Source organism: Aeromonas sp. s10 (assembly GCF_040907975.1).
GTDB classification, from domain to species: domain Bacteria; phylum Pseudomonadota; class Gammaproteobacteria; order Enterobacterales; family Aeromonadaceae; genus Aeromonas; species Aeromonas caviae.
Genome location: NZ_JBFOCV010000028.1, coordinates 187,685 through 211,453, shown reverse-complemented (window position 1 = coordinate 211,453; position 23,769 = coordinate 187,685). Strand labels below are relative to the sequence as shown.

General features: G+C 61.2%; 18 protein-coding genes and 4 tRNA genes. 13 read left to right on the top strand and 9 right to left on the bottom strand.

What is annotated here, in order from left to right:
• The first annotated feature begins 410 nt into the window (after positions 1-410).
• Positions 411-1,934, top strand: a complete 1,524-nt coding sequence (locus AB5Y59_RS07720) for a diguanylate cyclase (RefSeq protein WP_368211757.1) — start codon at positions 411-413, stop codon at positions 1,932-1,934.
• Complete coding sequence (locus AB5Y59_RS07715; RefSeq protein ID WP_368211755.1) at positions 1,924-3,492, top strand: EAL domain-containing protein; 1,569 nt, start codon at positions 1,924-1,926, stop codon at positions 3,490-3,492. Before AB5Y59_RS07720 ends, AB5Y59_RS07715 begins: the two co-directional genes overlap by 11 nt.
• Here AB5Y59_RS07715 and AB5Y59_RS07710 read toward each other — a convergent pair.
• Both AB5Y59_RS07710 and AB5Y59_RS07705 read right to left on the bottom strand, forming a co-directional pair.
• Entirely contained in the window at positions 3,489-4,388 is a 900-nt protein-coding gene (locus AB5Y59_RS07710) for a helix-turn-helix domain-containing protein (RefSeq protein ID WP_368211753.1), read from the bottom strand. The two genes, AB5Y59_RS07715 and AB5Y59_RS07710, sit on opposite strands and share 4 nt — an antisense overlap.
• Positions 4,389-4,504: 116 nt before the next feature.
• Entirely contained in the window at positions 4,505-5,404 is a 900-nt protein-coding gene (locus AB5Y59_RS07705; protein WP_319860033.1) for a LysR family transcriptional regulator, read from the bottom strand.
• A gap of 100 nt (positions 5,405-5,504) precedes the next feature.
• Here AB5Y59_RS07705 and AB5Y59_RS07700 point away from each other — a divergent pair, with 100 nt between their 5' ends.
• The 3 genes from AB5Y59_RS07700 (at position 5,505) to AB5Y59_RS07690 (ending at position 8,770) form a co-directional block, all read left to right on the top strand.
• Entirely contained in the window at positions 5,505-6,143 is a 639-nt protein-coding gene (locus AB5Y59_RS07700) for an NAD(P)-dependent oxidoreductase (protein WP_368211752.1), read from the top strand.
• A gap of 347 nt (positions 6,144-6,490) precedes the next feature.
• Positions 6,491-7,513, top strand: a complete 1,023-nt coding sequence (locus tag AB5Y59_RS07695) for an isopenicillin N synthase family oxygenase (RefSeq protein ID WP_045524490.1) — start codon at positions 6,491-6,493, stop codon at positions 7,511-7,513.
• A gap of 93 nt (positions 7,514-7,606) precedes the next feature.
• On the top strand, positions 7,607-8,770 hold the full coding sequence (locus AB5Y59_RS07690) for a PLP-dependent aspartate aminotransferase family protein (protein WP_042863960.1): 1,164 nt from the start codon (positions 7,607-7,609) through the stop codon (positions 8,768-8,770).
• An 84-nt stretch (positions 8,771-8,854) separates the two neighbouring features.
• On the opposite strand, the gene folD is transcribed toward AB5Y59_RS07690, so the two are convergent.
• A complete protein-coding gene (gene folD, locus AB5Y59_RS07685; RefSeq protein ID WP_010674955.1) occupies positions 8,855-9,712 on the bottom strand; it encodes a bifunctional methylenetetrahydrofolate dehydrogenase/methenyltetrahydrofolate cyclohydrolase FolD in 858 nt (285 codons plus the stop codon).
• A gap of 203 nt (positions 9,713-9,915) precedes the next feature.
• Here folD and AB5Y59_RS07680 point away from each other — a divergent pair.
• The 6 genes from AB5Y59_RS07680 (at position 9,916) to AB5Y59_RS07655 (ending at position 15,761) form a co-directional block, all read left to right on the top strand.
• Positions 9,916-9,992 (top strand) — tRNA-Pro (locus tag AB5Y59_RS07680).
• 36 nt (positions 9,993-10,028) lie between these two features.
• A tRNA-Arg gene (locus tag AB5Y59_RS07675) sits at positions 10,029-10,105 on the top strand.
• A 46-nt stretch (positions 10,106-10,151) separates the two neighbouring features.
• Positions 10,152-10,227 (top strand) — tRNA-His (locus tag AB5Y59_RS07670).
• Positions 10,228-10,748: 521 nt separating this feature from the next.
• The gene (gene katG / locus AB5Y59_RS07665; protein ID WP_202043576.1) at positions 10,749-12,923 is read left to right on the top strand and encodes a catalase/peroxidase HPI; all 2,175 of its coding nucleotides are present in this window, start codon (positions 10,749-10,751) and stop codon (positions 12,921-12,923) included.
• A 125-nt stretch (positions 12,924-13,048) separates the two neighbouring features.
• On the top strand, positions 13,049-14,452 hold the full coding sequence (locus tag AB5Y59_RS07660) for a DUF1254 domain-containing protein (protein WP_368211750.1): 1,404 nt from the start codon (positions 13,049-13,051) through the stop codon (positions 14,450-14,452).
• Positions 14,453-14,465: 13 nt separating this feature from the next.
• Positions 14,466-15,761: a DUF1254 domain-containing protein gene (locus tag AB5Y59_RS07655; protein WP_261999583.1), complete on the top strand. Its 1,296-nt coding sequence runs from the start codon at positions 14,466-14,468 to the stop codon at positions 15,759-15,761.
• A 322-nt stretch (positions 15,762-16,083) separates the two neighbouring features.
• On the opposite strand, the gene AB5Y59_RS07650 is transcribed toward AB5Y59_RS07655, so the two are convergent.
• The 3 genes from AB5Y59_RS07650 to AB5Y59_RS07640 all read right to left on the bottom strand — a co-directional run bounded on the left by AB5Y59_RS07650 (position 16,084) and on the right by AB5Y59_RS07640 (position 19,916).
• Complete coding sequence (locus AB5Y59_RS07650) at positions 16,084-17,517, bottom strand: 6-phospho-beta-glucosidase (RefSeq protein WP_324036822.1); 1,434 nt, start codon at positions 17,515-17,517, stop codon at positions 16,084-16,086.
• 13 nt (positions 17,518-17,530) lie between these two features.
• Positions 17,531-19,039, bottom strand: a complete 1,509-nt coding sequence (locus tag AB5Y59_RS07645; RefSeq protein ID WP_319892323.1) for a PTS transporter subunit EIIC — start codon at positions 19,037-19,039, stop codon at positions 17,531-17,533.
• Between the two features lie 118 nt (positions 19,040-19,157).
• Positions 19,158-19,916 carry a MurR/RpiR family transcriptional regulator gene (locus tag AB5Y59_RS07640; RefSeq protein ID WP_202015044.1) on the bottom strand — a complete coding sequence of 253 codons (759 nt, stop codon included), beginning with the start codon at positions 19,914-19,916 and terminating at the stop codon, positions 19,158-19,160.
• A gap of 456 nt (positions 19,917-20,372) precedes the next feature.
• Here AB5Y59_RS07640 and AB5Y59_RS07635 point away from each other — a divergent pair, with 456 nt between their 5' ends.
• Positions 20,373-20,495: a hypothetical protein gene (locus tag AB5Y59_RS07635; protein WP_258057335.1), complete on the top strand. Its 123-nt coding sequence runs from the start codon at positions 20,373-20,375 to the stop codon at positions 20,493-20,495.
• Positions 20,496-20,801: 306 nt separating this feature from the next.
• On the opposite strand, the gene AB5Y59_RS07630 is transcribed toward AB5Y59_RS07635, so the two are convergent.
• A tRNA-Ser gene (locus AB5Y59_RS07630) sits at positions 20,802-20,889 on the bottom strand.
• A 247-nt stretch (positions 20,890-21,136) separates the two neighbouring features.
• A complete protein-coding gene (locus AB5Y59_RS07625; protein WP_160839247.1) occupies positions 21,137-21,592 on the bottom strand; it encodes a YbjN domain-containing protein in 456 nt (151 codons plus the stop codon).
• A 155-nt stretch (positions 21,593-21,747) separates the two neighbouring features.
• On the opposite strand from AB5Y59_RS07625, the gene AB5Y59_RS07620 reads away from it, so the two are divergent.
• Entirely contained in the window at positions 21,748-23,085 is a 1,338-nt protein-coding gene (locus AB5Y59_RS07620) for a flavohemoglobin expression-modulating QEGLA motif protein (RefSeq protein WP_114522776.1), read from the top strand.
• A gap of 70 nt (positions 23,086-23,155) precedes the next feature.
• Here the strand turns inward: AB5Y59_RS07620 and AB5Y59_RS07615 are convergent, their stop codons facing one another.
• Positions 23,156-23,737 (bottom strand): thymidine kinase, encoded by a 582-nt coding sequence (locus AB5Y59_RS07615; protein ID WP_010674989.1) that lies wholly within the window; start codon positions 23,735-23,737, stop codon positions 23,156-23,158.
• Between the last annotated feature and the right edge of the window lie 32 nt (positions 23,738-23,769).

The following is a 23,769-nucleotide window of genomic DNA, read 5'->3' as shown; positions in this document are numbered from 1 at the left end:
TTACTGCATGTGAATAGTAACAAATATCATTTGCATTTTATTGTTCTATTTTGCCCCGATATTAACAATTTGGGGCATGTTGGCGGGAAGCGGGGAAAGCGAGGGTGGCAGGCACGCCATCTGTTATCGGAGGCAACATGGCAACGCCGTCGAGGCTCTCAGGGAGGGCTCATCATGGCCGCCTGATGAAGGACACCGCCTTCACTTGCATCGTCAATCGGCAAGTAACCATCACATATTCAGAACATGGCGGCATTTTCACCACCATATTCACACTCATCTGACAAGTATGGTCGTGTGTGCCCTCCCCTTGTTGATCCTGGTCAATCGCTATTGATAAATGAGGCGATAGCATGCCCACCCTTTTATCAGCCCTGATTGAGACAATCTGAAGCCATCAGCACACGCCTATGCATGAGACCGCCTACCAAAACCTGCACTGCGATACCCAGCTCAACGTCACCTTCGGAGTCATCATCCTGACCCTGCTCATCGCCCTGATGGCCGTCAGTGTCAGCATCCGGACCTCTGCCGAGCGCAAGTACCACAAGGTGGCGGCCATGTTCGTGCACAACATGGCGACCCAGTCCATCGAGCCACAGTTCAAATCACTGGAGCATGTCCTCAACGAAACGGGCAGTGTCATCGATGAATCAGGCCTGGATGCCTTCCTCAATGAGGGCAACACGCCCCTTGGTCTCTCCCTGATGCAAACGTTGGCGCTCACCCCCTATGTGAAGAGCATCCTGCTCGCCGATCCGCAGGGGCGGTTCAACTCCATCCCCCATCTGCCGGTCGGGGAGCACGTTGATGCCAGGGAGCGCCCCTGGTTTCTCGCGGCCGCCGTGCGAACCCTCTTCGTGCACTACACCGACCACTACACCAGCCAATTCGATGACAAGAGCCGCAGCGTCTCCGTCTCCCGCCCCCTGCTCGACAAGGAGGGGTTCTTCCTCGGCACCCTGGCCATGAACGTGGATCTCGAGCAGATGAGCTATCCCCTGCGTCAGCTCATGAGCCCTCTCAAGGGGGAGTTCTACCTGGTCGATCGGGCGGGCGACATCCTGCTGCATTCGGATGTGGGGAACCTGTTTCGCCATCGCGTGGACCGCCGGCTCATCGAGCAGATGACCAACGGCGCCGACCACCTCTTCGATGCAAAGCGCCAGACCCACCTCTACTACCACTCCTTCTCCAACCCGGACTGGTTCGTCATCTATGCCGTCAGCGATGCCAGGTTCAAGGAGGTAAGCAGCAGCGAGTCCCACCAGCTCCAGATCACCCTGGTGGGCTGCATGCTGATCTGCCTGCTCTGCTGGTGGTCCTTGCGTCATGTGCTCAGCAAGATGATTTTCGAGATCATCGCCCTGATGCGCGCCGGACGCATCCACCAAGGCAAACCGGGGGATCAGTTGCGCCAGGAGATCCAGAGCGGCCATCGCCAGATGCTGGAAGCCGTGGAGGCGTCCAACACGGATGCCCTGACGGGTCTGTTCAATCGCCGCTGCTTTGACAAGGCACTCGACGACCAGCTGATCGCCGGCCGCCCTTTCTGCCTGGGGTTGATCGATCTGGACAACTTCAAATCCATCAATGACACCCACGGCCACCCGGTCGGTGACGAGGTCCTGCGGGCGGTGGCCCGGGAAGGGCGGCAGATTGCAGGCCAGGAGGCCACCCTCTACCGCTACGGCGGCGAGGAGCTGGCCATCATCATTCCCGGGGATGACAGCACCAGAGCACTGACGATGCTCGAGCAGTGGCGCACCCAGGTGGCACAGCGGCCATGGCGCGAACCGGAACTGGTGGTGACCTTCTCTGCCGGGCTGGGACTGTGGCGACAGGAGTCCGCCGAGCAACTGCTGGCGCGGGTCGATCAGGCGCTCTATCAGGCCAAGGATGCCGGCAAGAATCGGGTGCACCATGCCGACTGATCCCCTGGCACCGCGTCTGCGTCTGGCCATCGTGCTCGGGCTCCTCTTGCTGGTCGGCCTCACCGCCCTCAACCTCCTGCAGGCGGCCAGCGGCCTTCGCAAGGACAACGCGCGCAGCCTGAACCATGCCCGGGCCATGATAGAGAGTGCCATCAACGACAGTCAGTCCCTGGTCGAGGCCGCCCGCCCCCTCGCCATGGGCCGCTGCCAGGATGAGCAACTGGCCCTGCGCGACCTCATCACCGCCTCCCCCTATGCGCGGGCACTCTATGTGCTGGAGGGGCAGCAACTGCGCTGTACCACCCTGCACAGGCCCATCCTCACCCGGGATATTCCCCGTGGCCCGGCGGGCAACCAGACGCTGATCCTCGCCAGACACAGCCCCATCACCGGGCAGACCGCCATCCTCTACCGTCAGCCATCCGGCGATCGCACCCTGCTGGTGGAGCTGGACGGCTTCCACATCTTCGGCGCCTTGCAGGCCGTGATGGGAGAGGACAACCTCTTCTTCCTCCTCGGGGACCAGGCCCTCGATGGCCACGGCAGGACCCTGCCCGCAGCCCGCCTGCTGGAAGGGGGACAGCGTCTGCAACAAAGCGAGCCCACCGCTCATCCCTATCGCCTGGTGGCGCTCAACGGTTACAAGGAAGTGCTGGCGTTTGCCTGGGCGTACAACCAGGAGAACCTGCTTGCCGCCCCTGTGCTGGCGCTGTTGCTGGGGCTGCTCACCTTCTATCTGAGGGGGCGCAGCGGCTCCCCCCGCAGCGAGCTCGCCAGAGCCATGGCGGCCCGGGAGTTCATCCCTTATCTGCAACCTGTGATGGACAAACAGGGGCGCCTGCGCGGTTGTGAAGTGCTGATGCGCTGGCGTCATCCCACACAAGGGATGATTGCCCCCAACCACTTCATTCCCCTCGCGGAGGAGTGCGGCTACATAGTACCGATGACCCGCCAGTTGATGGCCCAGACCCGGGATTATCTGGTCGGGGTGGCCAACAGGCTGCCCCCCGGCTTTCACGTCGCCGTCAATGTCTGCGCCCAGCACTTCAAAAACCAGGACATCGTCGCCGAGTGCCGCGACTTTCTTCGCGCCTTCCCGGGTCAGGATCTGCGTCTGGTGCTCGAGGTGACGGAGCGGGAGATGGTGGATGCGGACGAGCAGACCCGCGCCATCTTCGATGCCCTGGACGAGCTGGGCGTGCTCATCGCCATCGATGACTTTGGCACCGGCCACTCCAGCCTCTGCTATCTGCAGATGTTCCATGTGGACATCATCAAAATCGATCGCAGCTTTATCAAGGGAATGAAAGAGGAAGGCCCCTCCCGCCATATCGTCGAAAACATCCTGGATCTCGCCCATCGCATGGGGCTGGCTCTGGTCGCCGAGGGGGTGGAGACCCAGGAACAGGTCGAGATGGCACGCCACTATGGCATCGACTACCTGCAGGGCTTCTACTTCGCCAAGCCGCTGCCACCGGCCCAGTTCACTGATCTCCTGGCCAGCGCCACACGCCCGGAGCCATCGCGGCTCCATGCCGGGGTGAGCCTCCTTCCCTAACGGGGAGCGACGGGCAGCCAGTACTCCATGGTGGCGTCGGGCTGCTGGCCGTCAAAGCCGGGGGCATAGCGCTCCAGCTCGAAACCGTCCAGCCCCCGGTATGCCGACTCCGGCAGCCAGTGCAGGATGAACCAGTGCAGGCTCTCCCCCAGCTGGGCAATGGGTCCTTTGTGGGTGAGCACGGCATACTCCTGAGCCGGCACGTTGAGACTCGACAGGCCGGGGGGCGTAGGCGCCGTCGTGGCCACTCCGGCCCAGTAAGGCAGCCGCTCCCCTGCCCCCGACACATCCACCACCCCCAGCCATTCCCTCGACAGGTCCAGCCCCCCCGTCTCGCGCAGCGCTCGCCAGATGGCGGGCACCGTCTGCTGAAAATCCGGTGAGGCATCGAACAACCCCCGGATCGTGCCACTGACTCCCTGCAAGGTGAACGCCGGCAGGCTCTCTATGCGCACCTGCACCAGGTTGGGAGAGGCAGAGCGGGGGACCGCCGCCCGCACCAGGGGCGTGCGCAGCCCCAGCCGCAGGCCCCGCTTGCGATACGCCAGCGGCGAGCAGTCAAATTGCTGTTTGAAGGCACGGCTGAAACTCACTTCGGAGCCAAACCCGTGATCCAGCGCCACATCCAGCACCCGCAGCCGGGTGGAGAGCAGCGCCTCCGCCGCCATGCTCAGCTTCAGCTCGCGCACATAGTGAGCCACCGTCTGGCCCGTCTCATGCAGGAATACCCGTTGCAACTGCCAGCGGGACCAGCAGCTCTGCCGGGCCAGCGCCTCCAGTGAGAGCGGCTGATCCAGATTGGCATGGATGTAGTCGAGCACTCGCTCGATGCGGGTGAGGTGGGCGCGCGCCTCGGGTGCCGGCTCACGGAGTGGGTGGGGAGAAGTCGGTGTCATGATGCGCTTGAGACCACGCCAGCAGAGGGCGCTCTGGCCCGGGAGGGCCACATTAAACAGGGGTGTCGCGCCGACCGCAAGGCCGGCGCACCGCCTGGCTATTCATCCCGCCTCGCTCAGGGTAGACGGCTCTGGCCATGCTCGGCAAAGTGGCTGCGAAGGGCGCTGATCACCCGCCGCACCTTCTCCGGGATCTCCCGCTGGGGGGTGATGGCATGGATCTCCATGGGAGGGGCCAAAAAGCCCGGCAGCAGCACGAGCAACCGACCGGTGGCGAGATCTTCTTCTATTTCACCTTCCGGTTGCAGCGAAATCCCCTGCCCTGCCAGGGTGAACTGGCGCAGGGGCAAGACGTTGTTGCACAGCACCCTGGGCTTGGGCTTGATCTTGTGGGTCTCCCCCTTCTCGTCCAACAGCAGTATCCCACCCCCCAGCATGTCCGAGGCCAACCAGTCGTGGGCCAGCAGATCCGCCGGGCTGCGCGGCGTGCCCTTGCGTGCCAGATAGGCGGGCGAGGCACACAGCAGCATCCGGGTCTGACCCAGTCTGCGCGCCACCAGGGTGGAATCTTCAAGCGTGCCGACCCGCAGCGCCACGTCGATGCGATCCTTGATGAGATCCCGCTTCTCGTCGTCGGCAATGATCTGGATGCCCAGGCCCGGGTGCGCCTGCAGCAGCGGCGAGAGCGCCCGCGCCAGGGGCTGGCCCGCCATCCCCACCGGCGCGGTGATCCGCACTTCTCCGAGCAGGCTGTCGCGCACCTCCGAGAGGCGCAGCTCGGTGTCGTTCAGGGTCTGCTGCAACGACTGGCAACCCTGCCACACCACTTCCCCCGCCTCGGTCAGGCTGAGGCGGCGGGTGGAGCGGTGCAGCAGGGGCAGGCCGAGCTGGCTCTCCAGTTGACTGATATGCTGGCTGACGGCAGACGGGGTCATGCCGAGGGCCTTGGCGGCGCCGGTCATGCTGCCCGCCTCCACCACGGCGGCGAAGATGGCGTAGCGTCTGAGCTGATCCATTATGAAGCCCTGCTTATAAGTGAATGCAATTTTAAGTGGATTATTAAATCACACTCGGGGGCGTAGGATAGCCCCATTCCCACAGTGAAGGAGAATTCCCATGAAGATTGCCCTCATCGGTGCCAGCGGTTTTGTCGGTTCAGCCATCCTCCAGGAGGCCGTCAGCCGCGGTCATCAGGTCACCGCCATCGTGCGTGACGTGAGCAAGGTCGCCGCTCACCCGCAAGTCACCGCCGTGGCGGTGGACGCCCAGGACAGCCAGGCACTGGCCAGGGTGCTCAAGGGGCACGATCGGGTGATCAGTGCCTACAACCCGGGCTGGAGTGCCCCGGACATCTACGATCAGTACCTCAAGGGGGCCAGCGCTATCGTGGCCGCCGCCAACGACGCCGGGAGCTGGTTGCTGGTGGTCGGCGGTGCCGGCAGTCTGGAAATCGCCCCGGGCGTGCAGCTGGTGGACACCCCGGAGTTCCCGGCAGAGTGGAAGCAAGGGGCCCTCGCGGCCCGGGACGGTCTCATCGCCCTTCGCCGGGAAACCACCCTCGACTGGCGTTTCGTCTCCCCACCGGTGTTCCTCGAACCCGGCGAGAAGCGCGGCGGTTACCGCCTTGGCACGGATCAGGTACTGTTCAGCGGCGAGCAGCCCGCCGGGATCACGGTCAGCGATCTGGCGGACGGGGTGCTGAACGAGGCGCAAGCACCGGCTCACCTGCGCCAGCGTTTCACCCTGGGTTATTGAGGAAAGGCGCGCCAGCAACCCTTCCTATGACAGTCACACGGAGGGTGGCGGATGCCTCCCTCCGCCTTTTCTCTCCCGCGTCTATCCCGTCACGCCAATGTCGCTCTAACCCGGTACGGCCGATCGCCGCCGGAGCCGCCCGATGCTCGCTCCATTCGCTCAAGTCCGAATTCCATTTCGAATTTTGTATATAACTAAGAATATTTTGTTGCTTCCACCTTATAACCTCGAACAGTAGCATCACCCTCAACCCAAACGGCCCCACTCAAGAAGAGTGCGCCCCGGTTTCGCAACACCCCGCACGCCGGGGCACGCAGACCCCGTTCACGGAAAGTGAGGAGATGCCCATGACCACCCCATCATTGCCGATCATCGATCTCGCCGCCCTCAAAGGCACCCCGGCTGCACGCAGCCAGATGCTGGCGCAGCTCGGCCAGGCCGCCCGCGAAGTGGGCTTTTTCTATCTGGTGGGCCATGATCTGAGCGAATCGGCGCGCCAGGAGACCCTGGCGCTCGCCGCCCGCTTCTTCGCCCTGCCACTTGAAGAAAAACTGGCGGTGCAGATGGTTCACTCCCCGCACTTTCGCGGCTACAACCAGGTGGGGGCAGAGCTCACCCGGGCACGGCCGGATCTGCGGGAGCAGTTCGATATCATGAATGAGGCCCAGGCCCTGCCTGTGGCGCATATTCGTGAACCCTGGCAGCGCCTCATCGGCCCCAATCAGTGGCCCGCCGCCCTGCCCGAGATGAAAACACGGCTGCTGGCATGGCAGGATCGACTGAGCGACATCACCCTCACCCTGCTGGATGCCTTCGCAGAGGTGCTGGGGCAGCCCGCCGGAGTATTTGATGAGAGCATTCGCGGTGCCCCCTACCAGCACATGAAGCTCATTCACTACCCCGGACAACCGGAAGGCAGCAGTGGTCAGGGGGTGGGTGCCCATAAGGATCCCGGCTACCTGACCCTGGTGATGCAGGACGATCACTCCGGGCTCGAGGTGGAGACGGCAGATGGCTGGATCCCCGCGCCCCCCCTGCCGGGCGCCCTGGTGGTCAACATCGGCGAGCTGCTGGAGCTCGCGTCCGACGGCTACCTCAAGGCCACCCTGCACCGGGTGGTGAGCCCGCCTCCCGGGGTATCGCGCCTCTCCTGCGCCTTCTTCATGGCGGCAAGGCTGGATGCGACTGTGCCACTGCTTAGCCTCTCCCCCGAGCTGGCGGCGCTGGCCGAAGGGCCCCAGAGCGATCCCGCCAACCCGCTCTTTTATCAGGTGGGGGAGAACGTGCTCAAGGGGAGGCTGCGCTCCCACCCGGATGTGGCGGCCCGCCACTATGCAGGCGAGCCGCAGCGCGAGCCAGCGCTAGCCTGACAACGCCGCCACACCACATTAGAAAAGGGGCGCGACGGCGCCCCGGATAACACAAGCAGTCGGGCAACAGCCTGGCAATGACGGAGTACAAAAATGAAATTCAAGACCATGAGCGTGCACAGCGGCCAGCGGATCGATCCCCAGACCGGCGCCCTCACCACCCCGCTCTACCAGAGCAGCACCTTCAGCTACTTCAACGCCCAGGCGGGCAAGGAGCGCTTCGCCGGTCAGGCGCCCGGCTTCATCTACAGCCGCTTTGGCAACCCCACCACTGCCGAACTGGAGCAAAAGCTGGCAGCCCTCGAAGGTGCAGATGAGGCACTGGTGGTGGCCAGCGGCATGGCGGCGGTGAGTGCCATCATGTATGCCCTGGCCGACAGCGGTGATGAAGTGGCCTATATCGGCCCCCTCTACGGCGGCACCGATGCCTTCCTCAAGCAGACCTTCAGTCGCGCCGGCATCAAGATCACAGCCTACGAGAGCGATCAGGCGCTGCTGGCCAACATCCGCCCCGCCACCAAGGTGGTACTCTTTGAAACCCTGACCAATCCCACCCTCAAGGTGGTGGATCCGCGGGTGGTGGTGGAGGCGGCCCGCAAGGTGGGTGCCATCACGGTGTGTGACAACACCTTCCTCACCCCCTATCTGCTGCGCCCGCTCGAGCTTGGCATCGACATCGTCATGCACAGCGGCACCAAGTATCTGGGCGGTCACGGCGACATCATCGCCGGGGTGGTGGCGGGTCGTCATGAGCTGATGAAGTCGATTCGCACCGTGGCCCTCAAGCACATCGGCTCTCCCATCGGCCCGCAGGAGGCCTACCTGCTGCAACGGGGGGTCAAGACCCTTCCCCTGCGCATGGATGCCCACCTGCACAACGCCCAGAAGGTGGCCGAGTTCCTGGATGCCCACCCGGCGGTGAAGAAGGTGATCTACCCGGGCCTTGCCAGCCATCCGGGCCACGATGCCCTCGGCGCCTTCGCCAGCGGCTTTGGCGGCATGGTGAGCATCGAGCTGGAAGGCGGGTTTGAGCGCTGCGCCACCCTGCTCGACAACCTGCAACTCTTCGTGCAGGCGGTGAGCCTCGGCGATCTCGAGAGCCTGGCCTGCCATCCGGCCAGCACCACCCACGCCGCCATGGACGAGGCGAGCCGCCTCGCCGCCGGAGTCAATGACGATCTCATCCGCTTCAGCATCGGGGTGGAAGACGCCGACGATCTGATTGCCGATCTGGCCGCTGCCCTGGCCCTCCTCTGATATCCAGTAGCGATCCGGGCGAATGACGCAATAAAAAAAGGGAAGGCAATGCCTTCCCTTTCTCTTTTCTGCCCGGCGCCCTCATCAGGCGTCGTGGTAATCCTGGCAGGCGCTCAGGGTGTTCTCCATCAGGCTGGCGACCGTCATGGGGCCTACTCCCCCCGGTACCGGCGTGATGAAGGCGGCGTGATTACGCGCGGTCTCATACTCCACATCTCCCACCAGGGAGCCGTCCGCAAGGCGGTTGATGCCCACGTCGATCACCAGGGCACCGGGTTTGACCCACTCCCCCGGAATGAAGTTGGGCTTGCCCACCGCCACGACCAGCAAGTCGGCCCGGCGCACCTGGGTCTCCAGATCCTGGGTGAAGCGGTGACAGGTGGTGGTGGTGCAACCGGCCAGCAGCAGCTCCAGCGTCATGGGACGCCCCACGATGTTGGAAGCCCCGACCACCACCGCATGCAGACCATGGGTCTTGACGCCTGTGGTCTCGATCAGGGTCATGATCCCCTTGGGGGTGCAGGGTCGCAGCGCCGGGATGCGCTGGGCCAGACGACCCACGTTGTAGGGATGGAAGCCATCAACGTCCTTGTCAGGACGAATGCGCTCCAGCACCTGGGTGGTATCGCAGTGAGCCGGCAAGGGCAACTGCACCAGGATGCCGTCCACTTCCGGATCCTCGTTGAGCTGGTCGATCAGGGACAGCAGCTCCGCTTGTGTCGCCGTGGCGCTGAGGTCATAAGAGCGGGAGACAAATCCCACCTCTTCACAAGCGCGACGTTTGCTGCCCACATAGACTTGGGAGGCCGGATCCAGCCCCACCAGGATCACCGCCAGACCCGGTGCCCGTTTCCCCTGCGCCAACCGCTGTTGGACTTGCGCTGCGACCTGATTGCGAATCGTTTGCGCAACCTGTTTTCCATCAATGATTTTGGCAGACATCGTTCTTCACTCACCATGTGTTCAACTGCGGCGCATTGTCGCATTTTTTTGGCGCGGGTGTTAGCGGCTCTCGCAGGGAGGGCAATAAGTAGGCACTTGAATTTACTGGTGGAAAAAGTCGTTGACGCTGACTTTGGCGCTTGGGTATGATGCCCGCCCGTTGCCCAGTGGTGCCGCCGAAGGTATGCTGGATGGCGAATTTTCGGTGATTAGCGCAGCCCGGTAGCGCATCTGGTTTGGGACCAGAGGGTCAAAGGTTCGAATCCTTTATCACCGACCAGGTTCATCGGGAAATCCCCGGATTTCTTGATACAACGCGCCCTTAGCTCAGTCGGATAGAGCAACGGCCTTCTAAGCCGTGGGTCGCAGGTTCGAATCCTGCAGGGCGCGCCATCGATACTGATGAGTTTGATTGCTGTATCGAAGGCAGATTTCAGTGGTGGCTGTAGCTCAGTTGGTAGAGTCCCGGATTGTGATTCCGGTTGTCGTGGGTTCGAGCCCCATCAGCCACCCCATTATTCCCCTCCAGGCTGGGATCAGCCTGATGAGACAGCAGCACGCTGTCTGTTTGGACCGGCCACTGGCCGGTCTTTTTGTTTCTGCGCCGTCCGCTTTTTGGCGCAACGCCCCCACCCCATCCTCTGGCGCTCGGCGTCCTGCTCAGGACGCAATCCGGACCGCCGTCACAAAAATGGGGTTTTCTGCCCCGCTCAAGACAAGCCCTCCTCATGCCATGACCCAGCGCAAGTCCAGGTCTGATCCCTCGTGTTATGGATAAAAAGATTGATAACACGGCTGCCAGGGCGCTCCTTCCTTCTCTTATCCCTTGTCCAGGAGCAGCCAAATTCGATGGCACCGATTCATCTTTTCGTAATACGGTCATCCCATCCTTAATCAATTAGCTGAAATATAAGGAGTTATTGATAACCCCCCGATGCCGGTCCAAGGCCCAACCTGTCACATGCCCCGCCGGTTGCAGGAAAAGTTCCCATACTGAGTTGTCTGCATTGCACATGACTGCCAAGGAGAGACAGAGATGAGTGAAGAAAGCAAATGCCCCTTCAACCACACCGCCGGCGTCGGCAGAACCAATCGAGATTGGTGGCCGAACCAGTTGCGGCTGGATCTGCTGCATCAGCATTCCCCCGGCGCCGATCCCATGGACAAGGACTTTGACTACGCCAAGGCCTTCGCCAGCCTGGATTACAAGGCACTCAAGAAAGATCTGGTCAAGCTGATGACGGATTCCCAGGAGTGGTGGCCGGCGGACTTCGGTCACTACGGCCCCCAGTTCATCCGCATGACCTGGCATGCTGCGGGCACCTATCGCACCACCGACGGTCGCGGTGGCGGCGGCCGTGGCCAACAGCGCTTCGCCCCCCTCAACAGCTGGCCTGACAACGTCAACATCGACAAGTCCCGTCGCCTGCTCTGGCCCATCAAGCAGAAATACGGCAACAAGATCTCCTGGGCCGATCTGCTGATCCTCGCCGGCAACGTCGCCCTGGAGACCATGGGTTTTCGCACCTTCGGCTTTGGCGGTGGGCGGCCCGACGTGTGGGAGCCGGATCAGGACGTCAACTGGGGGGATGAAATTGCCTGGCTCGGGGTCGATCCCGATCGGGTCAAGGGCGATCGCGAGCTTACGGCCCCCTTCGGGGCCACCCACATGGGCCTCATCTACGTCAACCCGGAAGGGCCCAACGCCAGCGGTGACTACATGGAGGCTGCCAAGGACATCCGTTCCACCTTCGGTCGCATGGCCATGAACGATGAAGAGACGGTCGCCCTTATCGCCGGCGGCCACACCTTCGGCAAGGCCCACGGCGCCGCGCCCGAATCCCACAAGGGGCCAGAGCCGGAAGCCGCGCCTCTGGAGGCCCAGGGCCTCGGCTGGATGAGCGACTACGGCAGCGGCCATGGCAAGGATACCGTCTCGAGCGGGCTCGAAGTGATCTGGACCAAGACACCGGCCCTGTGGAGCAACAACTTCTTTGAAAACCTGTTCAACTACGAGTGGGAGCTGACCAAGTCGCCAGCCGGCGCCAAGCAGTGGGTGGCCAAGGATGCCCCGGAGATCATTCCCGATGCGCACATCCCGGGCAAGTTCCACAAGCCGACCATGCTCACTACCGACCTGACCCTGCGCTTTGACCCCGAGTTTGGCAAGATCTCCCGCCACTTCTACGAGGATCCGCAGGCCTTCGCCGATGCCTTCGCCCGCGCCTGGTTCAAGCTGACCCACCGTGACATGGGCCCCATCGCCCGCTACCTGGGGCCGGAGGTACCCAAAGAGGAGCTGATCTGGCAAGACCCCATCCCCGCCGTCAATCATCCCCTGATCGATGACAAGGACGTGGCCCTGCTCAAGGAGAAGATCCTGGCGGCCTCCCTGTCCGTAGCCGAGCTGGTGTCGACCGCCTGGGCCTCCGCGTCCACCTTCCGTGGCTCTGACAAACGCGGTGGCGCCAACGGTGCCCGCATCCGCCTGGCACCGCAAAAGGAGTGGGCCGTGAACCAGCCTGCCCAGCTTGCGAAAGTGCTTCAGGCCCTCGACGGGATACAGCAGACCTTCAACGCTTCCGCCACCGGCGGCAAGCGGGTCTCCCTCGCCGATCTCATCGTGCTGGCGGGCGGCGTGGGGGTCGAGCAGGCCGCGAAGAGAGCCGGTGTCGCCGTGACCGTGCCCTTCACTCCAGGTCGCATGGACGCCTCCCAGGCGCAGACGGACGTCGACTCCTTTGCCGTGCTCGAGCCCCTCGCAGATGGATTTCGCAACTACGCGGGCGAGTGTGCGGGCTTCGCGGAGACCATGCTGATCGACAAGGCGCAGCTGCTCACCCTGAGTGCCCCCGAGATGACGGTACTGGTGGGCGGCATGCGGGTGCTCGGCACCAACGCGGGCAACTGCCACGGGGTCTTTACCGCCGCCCCGGGTACCCTCTCCAACGACTTCTTCGTCAACCTGCTCGACATGGGCACGGAGTGGAAGCCGGAGGCGGGCAGCCAGGGAGTCTATGAAGGCCGTGATCGCCAGAGCGGCAAGGTGAAGTGGACCGGAACCCGGGTCGATCTGGTGTTCGGTTCCAACTCCCAGCTGCGCGCCCTGGCGGAGGTCTACGCCAGTGCGGATGCCAAGGAGAAGTTCGTGAAGGACTTCGTGGCGGCCTGGACCAAGGTGATGAATCTGGATCGCTTCGACCTCGCCTGAGGCTAAAGCACTGCTCGACCACCAAGCCCGGTATCACTACCGGGCTTTTTTATCGATGCTAAAGGGGAGTCCCATCCCTCCCCTTTGAGTGCTGCCATCGACCAACCCGCAAGGGGAGATGGCCAATGCCCCCAGCCCCGGGAAACCAGGAAATACCCCAGCAGGGCCTGACGCCAGCGGGATCCGTCAGCTCGGTCGAAGATTTTGAGTACCAGCTCAAGTACCAGCGGGCCTTCGAGGCTGTCTTGTGGAACATGCCGACGGTCGCTATTTACAGCTTCCGGCGCGCCGCCTTCGACAATCTGGGTCTCAAAGACAACGACATCATCGCCTATTCCAAGCCTGCCACCCCGCATCTCGAGGCCATCACGGCCAACAGCCCCCCCCCCTACATCACGGCCTTCACCGACTTGCAACACGGCCCCACCGTGCTGGAAGTGCCCGCTGCGGGCCCGGATGGCAGCCTGTATGGGCAGATTGTCGATGCCTGGCAATTCACCATCGCGGATGTGGGCCCGGCGGGGCTCGACCAAGGCAAGGGCGGCACGTTTTTGCTGACGCCCCCCGGCTACAGCGAGACGATCCCGGCCGGCTATCTGCATGTTCCTTCCCCGAATTATCGCGTGGCGTTTGCCTTTCGCTCTGTGCCGGCGCCCGGCAAGTCGACGAACGATGCCTATCACTACTCCAAGCGCCTGCGCATGTACTCTCTCTCCGAGGCGAGCAATCCGCCGACCCAGCGCTTCGTCGATCCGGGCAACAAGCGCTACCCGACCCTGCCCTACTACGACGAGCGTCACTTCGCGGATCTGCATGCAGTGGCCAGCGTCGAACCCATGCGCGAGCAGGACAAGGTGATGATGGGGATGCTCACCTCCCTTGGCATAGGTCGCGGCACCTCATTCAACCCGGATGAGAAAACCCGCAAGGCGATGCGCCAGGCGGCCATCGATGCCTGGTTCTACATGCAGCATTGGTATGACAATTTCCCGAAGGAGAAACGCTACTGGCCTGACAGGCACTACGCCTCCCTCTTGCAGAGCGATGACAACAAGACCTTCACCTTCACTTACGAGGATCGCATCGACCTCATCAATCGCGCCGCCGAGTACTTCTGGTGTACCTATATGCCCAAGGTGCTGAACGATACCCCCGCCACCCAATACCTGATGTCGCTTGCTGATAGCGAGGGCAGGCTGCTGGAGGCAGGACAACTGTACAAGCTCACCATCCCGGCCAAGATGCCGGTCAAGCAGTTCTGGGCATTGACCGTCTACAACCGCGATACCATGTCCTTCATCTACAGCGACAGCGACCGCACCACCCTCTCCTCCTACGATCTCGACAAGATGGCCAAGAACCCGGACGGCGGCGTCACCCTTTACGTGGGCCCGACCGCCCCGCCAGGCAAGAAAAACAACTGGATCCCGACCAGTGGCAAACGCCCGCTGCCGGCCATGCGCTTCTATGGCCCGACCGACGAGTTGAACCACAAGACCTTCAAGCTGGCGGATTTCGAGCGGGTGTAAACGATGAACAGGCGTGGAGCACCATGAGAAAGTCATCCCTTGCGGCAGCATCATGTATCGCTACCACGCCTTCATGGCACAAATCACTGACAAGATGGCACAGGATGCCCATATCTACGGCTATTCCATGGAGGAAGCCTACAAGTTCTTCTATGGAACGGCGATCAAGACCGACACCCCGCGAAACCGCTTCCAGAACATTCGCCACCTGGCGGACGATACCGAACACCCGGGCATCAACAACGATACCCTGCACCTGCAAGGCTGGTTGGATCTCAGTGCGGAGCCGGTGATCGTCAGCGTGCCGGACATGGACAAGGGCCGTTACTGGATCCTGCACACCATGGACATGGGCCATTACACCACCTCGATGATCGGCTCCCGCACCCACGGCACCAAGGGGGGTCACTTCATGTTTGCCTCCCGTAGCTGGAAAGGCGAGACGCCGGCCAGCGTCACCGAGGTGATCCGCGTCGACTCCGACATCCTCAAAGTGATGGGCCGCATCATGGCCACCAGCAAGGACGACGAGAAGGTCGCCCTTGGCTACATGGATGACTGGAACGTGCGCACCCTGTCGGCCTATCTCGGCCAGCCTGGGCCCAAAGCCACCGAGCACCAGTGGCCGGATCCGGCGAGCACCAACTGGTTGCAGCGGGTCAACTTCGTGCTGTGTCAGGGGGACATGGGCACCGCCGACAAGCACTGGCTGGCGCAGTACAAGGAGACGGGCCTCGCGCCCTGCAACACCAAGCTGAGCGCGGCGCAAATGGCCGCGGCGAAGCAAGGCGAGAAACAGGGCTTGGCCTATCTCAACGCGCTCCTGCCCAAGATGACCAGCTCGGAAGGGCTGCTCGGCACCCGGGCTGAGCTTCAAAACCAGAAGCGCGATCTGTTCGCCGAAGGCACCCTGATCGGACAATGGGGACTACCGCCGGAAGAGTCCGTCTATCTACAGGCACTCAAGGGATCCGATGGCCAGAGCATCAACGGCGCCAACGGCAAGCAATACCGCATGCATTTCAAGGCGCCCGAGGTCAGTCAGTTCTGGTCCTTCACCGTCTACGGCACGGATAACAAGCTGATGGCCCATAACACCATCAACCGCCACAGCCGTGGGGATCGCACCCTCAAGCCGGGCCCGGATGGTATGTACACCATAGAGCTCAGTGCCAAGGGGGATGCCAGTAACCCGAACTGGCTGCCCATTCCGGAGAAGGATGCCTACATCATCATGCGGCTGTATGGGCCGAACAAAGCCATTCGCGAAGGCAAGTACCCGATGCCGGTGCTGGAAGTAGTGAAATAGCGGTGAAATAAGGCACATGGGCTCACCGCGCTGGCTGGCAGACAAAATCCGAGGGGGGATGGCAAACTCAGGCAGCGTCTGAGCGGTACCAGGCAGAACAGCCAAAACAAAAAACCGACCATCAGGTCGGTTTTTCTTATTGCGGATAAGGGCGGGCTCCACGGCTCGACAACTCAGTGTCGACATGTCACACCAGCCTTGTCACGGAAAGATATTACACTGCCTTGATATTAAAAAACCTGCATAGCCACATAGTTAAATGGCACTTTGCGGTATCAATAACAGGTTTTATTTAATCAAGGCAGCATATTGAATCACCCAGTTATAGTGTCCCGCCGTTGCTGGCGATGACCTTGCGATACCAGTCGAAGCTGCGCTTCTTGCTGCGCGCAAAGCTGCCGCTGCCGTCGTCGTTCTTGTCCACGTGGATAAAGCCGTAGCGCTTGCTGTATTCCCCTGTGGTGAAGGAGACGCAGTCGAGACATCCCCAGGGGGTGTAGCCCATCACCTCCACCCCGTCCTCGACGATGGCAAGCTTCATCTGCTCGATATGGGCCCGCAAGTAAGCGATGCGGTAGTCATCGTCTATCTCTCCCCGCTCGTCTTTCTGATCCCGCGCCCCGAAGCCGTTCTCGACGATAAACAGCGGTTTTTCGTAGCGGCCATAGAGCAGATTCAGGGTATAACGCAGCCCGACGGGGTCGATTTGCCAGCCCCACTCGGAGGCCTGCACATGGGGATTTGGCACACTGCCCTCGAAGCCCGACAAGGCGGTGCCCGTGCCGGCGCCGTGGGCCCGCACCGCGTTGCTCATGTAGTAGCTCAGCCCGATGTAATCGGCGCAGCCCGCCCGCAGCGTCTCCTCATCCCCCGCTTCCATGACAATCTCATAGCCCTTGCGTTGCCACTCCTTGCGGATATAGGCGGGGTAATGGCCGCGCATGTGAACGTCCCCGAACAGGAAGCGCTCGCGCATGGCGATTTCCGCATACATCACATCGTCCGGATGGCAGGAATAGGGGTAGAGGGGCACCATGGCCAGCATGCAGCCTATCTGCAAGTCCGGGTTGATCTCATGGCCCAGGCTGACCACCTTGGCGCTCGCCACGAACTGGTGGTGCAGCACCTGGTACATGCACTCTTCCGGGTTCGGCTCCTGGTTATAGATGACCCCGGAGCAGCAGTAGCCAAACAGCGGCACCTTCCAGTTGCGCTGGTTGTTGATCTCGTTGAAGGTCATCCAGTATTTGACCTTGCGCTGGTAGCGGCGCAGCACCACCTCGCTAAAGCGCACGAAGCAGTCCAGCACGGTGCGGCTCTTCCAGCCGCCGTATTGGGTCACCAGGTGGTTCGGCATCTCGAAGTGGGAGAGCGTGATGACGGGCTCGATGCCGTGGCGCAGCAGCTCGTCGAACATGTCGTCATAAAAACGCAGCCCCGCCTCGTTCGGCTCGGCCTCATCCCCCAGCGGGAAGATGCGCGACCAGGCGATGGAGGTGCGAAAACACTTGAAGCCCATCTCGGCAAACAGTGCGATGTCGTCTCTGTAGCGGTGGTAGAAATCCACCGCCTCGTGGTTGGCGTAGCGATGACCGGCCTCAATCTTGTCGGTGATGACGCGCTCCACCCCGTGGGCGCCGCTGGTGAGCACATCGACGATGCTGAGCCCCTTGCCGCCCTGATCCCAGCCCCCTTCTACCTGGTGGGCGGCGACCGCCCCCCCCCACAGAAAGTCTTTCGGTAATGCGTTGTTCATGACTTGTCGCTCCTTATACGGCTTTGGATGTCAGCGGCTGGGGTTGGCTTATTTCGGCATCGGTCTGAAAGCCCGCCATCCAGGAGAAGATGACGCCCAGGGTAAAGGCCACGCCGATGGAGAGCAGGAAGCCCAGGAACTGCGCCATGTGGCCCTCTTTGAAGAACACCGGCAGCACGGCGATGCCGGGGATGCAGTAACTCCAGGAGACCGCGTTGAAGGCTCCCGCGACCGTACCACCGATGGCACCGGCCAGGCAGCCGCAGATGAGCGGGCGTTTGAAGCGCAGGGCCACCCCGTAGATGGCGGGTTCGGTGATGCCAAACAGGGCGGTCACGCCGGCCGAGAGGGTCACGCTTTTCAGCTCGGGATCCTTGGCCTTGAAGTAGACCCCGAACACGGCGCCGGCGATGCCGAACACGGCGGAGGCTTGCAGGCCGGTAAAGGTGTCATAGCCCAGAGTGGCGTAGTTGCCCACCGTCACCGGGGTGATGCCCCAATGCACGCCGAGGGTCACCAGGGGTGTCCAGACAGCCCCCACCACGAAGCCGGCGATGGACGGGCTCAGGTGATAGAGGGTGTTGTAGATGCCACCGATGGCGCCGCCGATGAGGTTGCCGATGGGGCCGAAGGCCAGCAGGGTCAGGGGCACCATGATGGCGAGGCAGAACATGGGGGTGAAGAGGTTGCGCACCACCACCGGCAGGATCCGTTCGAAGAAGCGCTGCACATAGGACATGGCCCACACCATCAGGATGATGGGGATCACCGAGGCCGTGTAGCTCAGGTACTGCACCGGCAGACCGAGGAAGCTGAGCGGCGCGCTGTTAAGGGGAACCCCCACCAGGTTGACGATGGCCTCGTTGATGACCGGGTTCTCCATCGCCGACTGCATCAGCGCTTGCACCGCCGGATCCGCGGAGTTTGCCAGGATGATTTTGTTCGCGGTCAGCATGTTCATGTAATCGGGCGACACCAGGGCGCAGGCGGCGATCACGGCGGTGAAGGGGTTCACGTTGAACTTCTTGGCGGCGGTGAAGGCGACCATCACCGGCAGGAAGGTAAAGCCGGTCCAGGAGACGAAGTTGAGGATGCGGAAGGTGCCGCTGGCGGAGTCCATCCAGCCGATGGCGGCGAAGAAGGAGATGATCCCCTGCAACACACCGCAGGCGGCCAATGGATAGAGGAAGGGGGCGAAGATGCTGGAGATGATGTCCATCAGGTGGTTGACCATACCCACCTTCGGAGCATCGACCACGGCGTTTTCGTCGATCTGCACCCGTTTTTGCACTTCCCGATAGGCATCCCCGACGTGGTTGCCGATCACCACCTGCAGCTGACCGCTGGACTCGATGACGGTGATGACCCCCTGCACCCGTTTCAACACCTCCTTGTCGACCCGCCCCATCTCTTTTAGGACAAACCGTAGCCGGGTGGCACAGTGGGTGACGCTGATGACGTTGCTGTCACCACCAATCAACTCGACGATCTGTTTCGCCGAGTCCGCATAGTTAATTGCCATAATGATCCTTCCCTGCCATTTATTAATTAATATCGAAACAATTCAAATGTTGTGAATCGATGGTAGGGAAAGCATTCATCCTTGTCACGATATAACAAAATACCCGCTTTGTTACTTGTTACATAAAAGACACACCCTGTGACACCTCGGCACTTATCTTGTTTGCCAACTGGCGACCGATGGATTCGATGATATAAATCACCGGCACCTGGGTGGTAATATCATATTCATTGTCGACCACCAGCCTGGACGCATGATATGAAATATTGAAATCCGCCATCTGGGCCAGGGTGGATTTATTATTGCTGGTAATAGTGATGAGCTTGCAGTGATGAAACAGGAACTGCTTCGCCAACTTGATTATCTCGGTGGTCTCCCCGGAGACCGAGAGCACGATCGCCACCGCCTGTTTGTACATGTCAGTGTTGACCGGGTAGTAGGGATCATCGATGTGGTTGCTGAACTTGCCGATGTTGGAGAAGAAGCGCGCCCCGTAGCGCCCCAGCGTGCCCGAGCTGCCCGCCCCCACGAAGATCACCCGCTCGGCCCCCGCGATCTGCTCGGCGGCGCTCGCGATCAAGGCGTCGAATTCGTCATTGTTGATGCTCTTGAAAAAAGAGAGGAACTCGTTGGCACCGTGTGGCAGCGATATTTCGCCGCGCTTCTCGGCATTCATTTTTAGATAGGCTTTGAATTCCGCATAACCGCTGCAATTCATCTTCTTGCAAAATCGCAATATGGTGGCGGTCGACACATCACAGGCTTCGGCCAATTCCCTGACCGTCATATAGATAACCGTCTGATGGTTCTTTATTACATAGTTATATACCTTGAACTCGAAGGCATTTAATGTTGAGACCAACTGATTATTAAACATGGTAATTCACCGAGCGCAGCCGCGTCCTTATTCAGGATGATGTCACGCAGTGTAACAAAAGGAGTGACCCGGTCGAGGAAGGATAAATCCAAACGCTCGAACTGTGATTACTATCACAATCACGCCGGCAAGATTTTCGCGTATCTGCCCATGGCTTCGATGAGAGAAGGAATATTTAGGCTCTGCATGGAGCCTAAATTTTTAGCGAATGTCATTGTGTCTATTAGTGGAACGCAATATCAGGTTATCGGTGAGCAACCCCTCCATGGGATCAGCAAGTCCCGCGATGCCAGCAGAGGGTGAGCGTATTTGTACGCTTCGCCCCCAAGGCGCCTGAGCGCATGGTGCCGCGATCACGATGCAGCCGTACGGCTCGAAATGGCTCATGAGGACGGCGTACTGTCGGTAGTCCAGCTCACTGTATTGCAGGAAGGGGTAGACGCCAGGGATTCCATCTTGTCGTCATTGCTGAACGCACCTTCCATCGCGACCCTGTTTGTGAAACCGGGCCGCGTGGCGATCCCTGCCGAGCAATTTGATGCCTATGAGATGGCAACGGATGAGCTGCCTGTCGACTAAGGGCTGCCCCGGGAGTACAAGTACAGAAATGTCCCCTATATCTCCAAGCTGAAGAGATAACACCGTGACGGGAATAAGGGTGTGTATGGCTGGCTCAGAAAGCAAAAAACCGACCCTGAGGTCGGTTTTTCTAATTTGGTGCTGGGTCGGGATTGACTCGCGCCATCCCTGGCGCTCGCCCTGCGGGCAGCCTTCGGCTGTCCAAGCGGGCTAGTCCACCCGCCTGTCGATACCGGGTAGAGACCAGATTGCCGGTTACCGGAAAAACAAAAGGCCCCGTCTTGCGACGGGGCCTTTTGTTTTATTTGGCGGTGAAGGAGGGATTCGAACCCTCGATACGTTGCCGTATACACACTTTCCAGGCGTGCTCCTTCAGCCACTCGGACACCTCACCAAATTTTACTGCTTGAAGTGGCTTTCGGAGCACGCTGTGCGTGCATCTTGCCGACTTCGTCGGTGGGCAGCCTCTCGGATACCGCACCAAATTTTTGTCTGTGGTTTAACGTGTTCAGCCAACACGATGTTCGTTGCGCCGTTGCGCTGGAACGGGGCGTAATTTAGGGGAAAGCCCCGCCGCCGTCAACGGCTTTTTAGCCGCAGCGAACCGTTCGCACATTAAACGCACAGTTCAGGTGCTGAGGTCAGTGAACGGATTCCGGTGCGACCTGGATTTCCGGCAGATTGAGGAAGCCAAGGCGTTCACATTCGGAAACCACTTCATGGGTGGCTGCCGTGGTGCTTTCAACGAACAGCAGGAACTGCTCGACGGTGAGACCCGCCTTGGTAAAGACGGTGTGACCCACGACGAGGCGTGGCAGGTTGTCATCAATGATGTCGAGGAACACCTTGAGGGACGGATATTGCATGTTGAGACGACCCAGTTCGGCCACCAGGGGCAGCAGCGATGAGGGGCGCACCTCCAGCTCGGATGAGAACAACAGCCCTTCCTCTTCCACGAAGATCCGGCTCTCCTGGATGCCCTCGACGGACTGCAGGGAGACCATGTGGATGCCATGACACTGATCGCACACATAGTGCTCGATCCGGGCCTGTTGCAACCAACGCATTATCATTTCAGAGCTGGGGATATTCATCATTTTCACGACACGGTAGAGATCAAGGGGCGCAGTCTAAACCAATTTTCAGACAACCAAAAGCACACAGGCCGGATCCCCGTCGTCTCGCTTCTTTTTGACAGGCCCTGTGCCTATACTCAGCCATTCTCGTAGCGCACTCGCCTCCAAAGAGCCCGATGACCATCCAAGAAAAGTATCGCCTGCACCTCAAATCCCTCTCGGATGAACTGCTCGCCCTGCAAAAACCCATCCGCATCCTGGATGCCATCAAATGGCCCCGTCACCTGCAAAGCGACTTTCTGGCAAGTGGCGGCAAGGCACTGCCCGCCATCGACAGGCATTTCTATGAATCCCTCCCCCTGGGGTTCGATCCCCGCAACAAGTACCTTGAGCTCAAGGAGTTGAGGGACAGGATCCGCCGGCGCCTCGGCCCTCAGGACGATCTCGGCCGGATCCTGCAAGAGACGGTGGATCAGTACATGGTGGTCATCGAGATGCTGCGCCAGCGCGGGCAGCCTGACTTCCAGCGCTACAGCCAGCGCCTCTACGGCTCGGCAAGCGATCACCTGCGCGGGGATCGCAAGACCCTGAAGGAGCTGGGGGCCAGATTGTGCGACATCTTCTCCCTGCCCGGCGCCCGCCACCTAGTGCGCCCCTACCCCAAGGAGTTCGAGGGGGAAGTCGCTGTCGCGAGGTTGCAGGGCAAGCTGTCTAGCTACTTCAGCGACGGCACAGTCCAGGTCAAGCTCAGCGATGGCATCGTCTCCGATGCCGCCGCCGGGGGGGATTACATCAAGCTCAACTCCCACGCCCGTTTCTCGGAGCTCGATCTGCAGGTGCTGGAGGTACACGAAGGCTGGGTTCACGTCGGCACCACCCTCAACGGCCGCCAGCAATCTTACGCCACCTGGCTCGGCGCCGGCTCGCCCCGCATCACCGCCTGTCAGGAGGGGTTGGCGGTACTCATCGAGACCCTCACGTTCAGCTCCTTCCCGGACAGGGCCAAGCGCATCTCGGATCGGGTCATGGCCATCGACATGGCGGAGCGTGGCGCCGATTTCATCGAGGTGTTCCGCCACTTCGTGGCCAAGGGGGCAAGCGAGCACGACGCCTACAAGATCACCCAGCGGGTGTTTCGCGGTGGCATGGTCGAGGGGGGCGCCTGCTTTACCAAGGATCTCTCCTATGTGAAGGGCTATGTGGAGACGGTGAACTTCATTCGCAGTGCCGTGCTGGAGGGGGTGCCGGAGATCCTGCCCATGCTGTTCGTCGGCAAGGTGACCCTGGACGACATCCCCGTGCTCTATCAGCACTATCTGGAGGGGCTCATCGACGCCCCTCGCTACCTCCCTCCCATGTTTCGCGACCTCACAGGGCTCTACGTCTGGTTCGGCTTCGCCTCCGGCATGTCCCTGGTGGACATAGGCCGGGTACAGCAGCATTTTCGCCAGCTCTTCCACCGCCTCCCGGCGGCCGACCCCATCATCGCCCCTGTCGACATCGAGATCGACTGACTCCCATAGACAAAGAGGACGCCAGATGGGCGCCCTCTTTGGTGTCCAGGCTGCACGAGCCAGCCACGGGTTACTTGAAGGCCCGCCCTTCCAGATAGTGCTTGCGGCAGAGCGACACATAGCGATCGTTGCCGCCGATCTCCACCTGCTCACCGTCGCGCATCACCTGCCCCGCCTCGTTGACCCGCGAGTTCATGTGGGCCTTGTTGCCGCACCAGCAGATGCTTTTTAGCTCCTCGAACTTGTCCGCCAGACAGAGCAGGTGGTAGGAGCCGGGGAACAGTTCGCCGCGAAAATCGGTCTTGAGACCATAGGCAATCACCGGAATGTCCTGCTCGTCGACGATGCGGGCGAGCTGGTAGACCTGCTCACGGGTCAGGAACTGCGCCTCGTCAACGATGAAGACATCGATGTGCCGCTTTGCGTGGCGCGCCTTGACCATCTCGAAGAGATCGCAGCTGTCGCTGAACACCTCCACTTTCAGCTCAAGACCGACCCTGGCACTGATGACGCCGGCACCGAAGCGATCGTCGATGGCGGGCGTCATCGCCAGCGGATACATGCCACGCTCCAGATAGTTGAAGTGGGCCTGGATGAGCTGGGTCGATTTGCCTGAGTTCATGGTGGCAAATTTGTAGTGCAGTGAAGCCATGATGGGGTTCCGAAACGGGAGTGATGGGGCGC

Bases quoted from the DNA above. Each gene is read 5' to 3' on its own strand.
- AB5Y59_RS07690 (WP_042863960.1), top strand. From the start codon at position 7,607: ATGAAATTCAAGACCATGAGCGTGCACAGCGGCCAGCGGATCGATCCC.
- AB5Y59_RS07640 (WP_202015044.1), bottom strand. From the start codon at position 19,916: ATGTTTAATAATCAGTTGGTCTCAACATTAAATGCCTTCGAGTTCAAG.
- AB5Y59_RS07660 (WP_368211750.1), top strand. From the start codon at position 13,049: ATGCCCCCAGCCCCGGGAAACCAGGAAATACCCCAGCAGGGCCTGACG.
- AB5Y59_RS07705 (WP_319860033.1), bottom strand. From the start codon at position 5,404: ATGGATCAGCTCAGACGCTACGCCATCTTCGCCGCCGTGGTGGAGGCG.
- AB5Y59_RS07700 (WP_368211752.1), top strand. From the start codon at position 5,505: ATGAAGATTGCCCTCATCGGTGCCAGCGGTTTTGTCGGTTCAGCCATC.
- AB5Y59_RS07710 (WP_368211753.1), bottom strand. From the start codon at position 4,388: ATGACACCGACTTCTCCCCACCCACTCCGTGAGCCGGCACCCGAGGCG.
- AB5Y59_RS07695 (WP_045524490.1), top strand. From the start codon at position 6,491: ATGACCACCCCATCATTGCCGATCATCGATCTCGCCGCCCTCAAAGGC.
- AB5Y59_RS07720 (WP_368211757.1), top strand. From the start codon at position 411: ATGCATGAGACCGCCTACCAAAACCTGCACTGCGATACCCAGCTCAAC.
- AB5Y59_RS07715 (WP_368211755.1), top strand. From the start codon at position 1,924: ATGCCGACTGATCCCCTGGCACCGCGTCTGCGTCTGGCCATCGTGCTC.
- AB5Y59_RS07645 (WP_319892323.1), bottom strand. From the start codon at position 19,039: ATGGCAATTAACTATGCGGACTCGGCGAAACAGATCGTCGAGTTGATT.
- katG (WP_202043576.1), top strand. From the start codon at position 10,749: ATGAGTGAAGAAAGCAAATGCCCCTTCAACCACACCGCCGGCGTCGGC.
- AB5Y59_RS07615 (WP_010674989.1), bottom strand. From the start codon at position 23,737: ATGGCTTCACTGCACTACAAATTTGCCACCATGAACTCAGGCAAATCG.
- AB5Y59_RS07650 (WP_324036822.1), bottom strand. From the start codon at position 17,517: ATGAACAACGCATTACCGAAAGACTTTCTGTGGGGGGGGGCGGTCGCC.
- AB5Y59_RS07620 (WP_114522776.1), top strand. From the start codon at position 21,748: ATGACCATCCAAGAAAAGTATCGCCTGCACCTCAAATCCCTCTCGGAT.
- folD (WP_010674955.1), bottom strand. From the start codon at position 9,712: ATGTCTGCCAAAATCATTGATGGAAAACAGGTTGCGCAAACGATTCGC.
- AB5Y59_RS07625 (WP_160839247.1), bottom strand. From the start codon at position 21,592: ATGATGAATATCCCCAGCTCTGAAATGATAATGCGTTGGTTGCAACAG.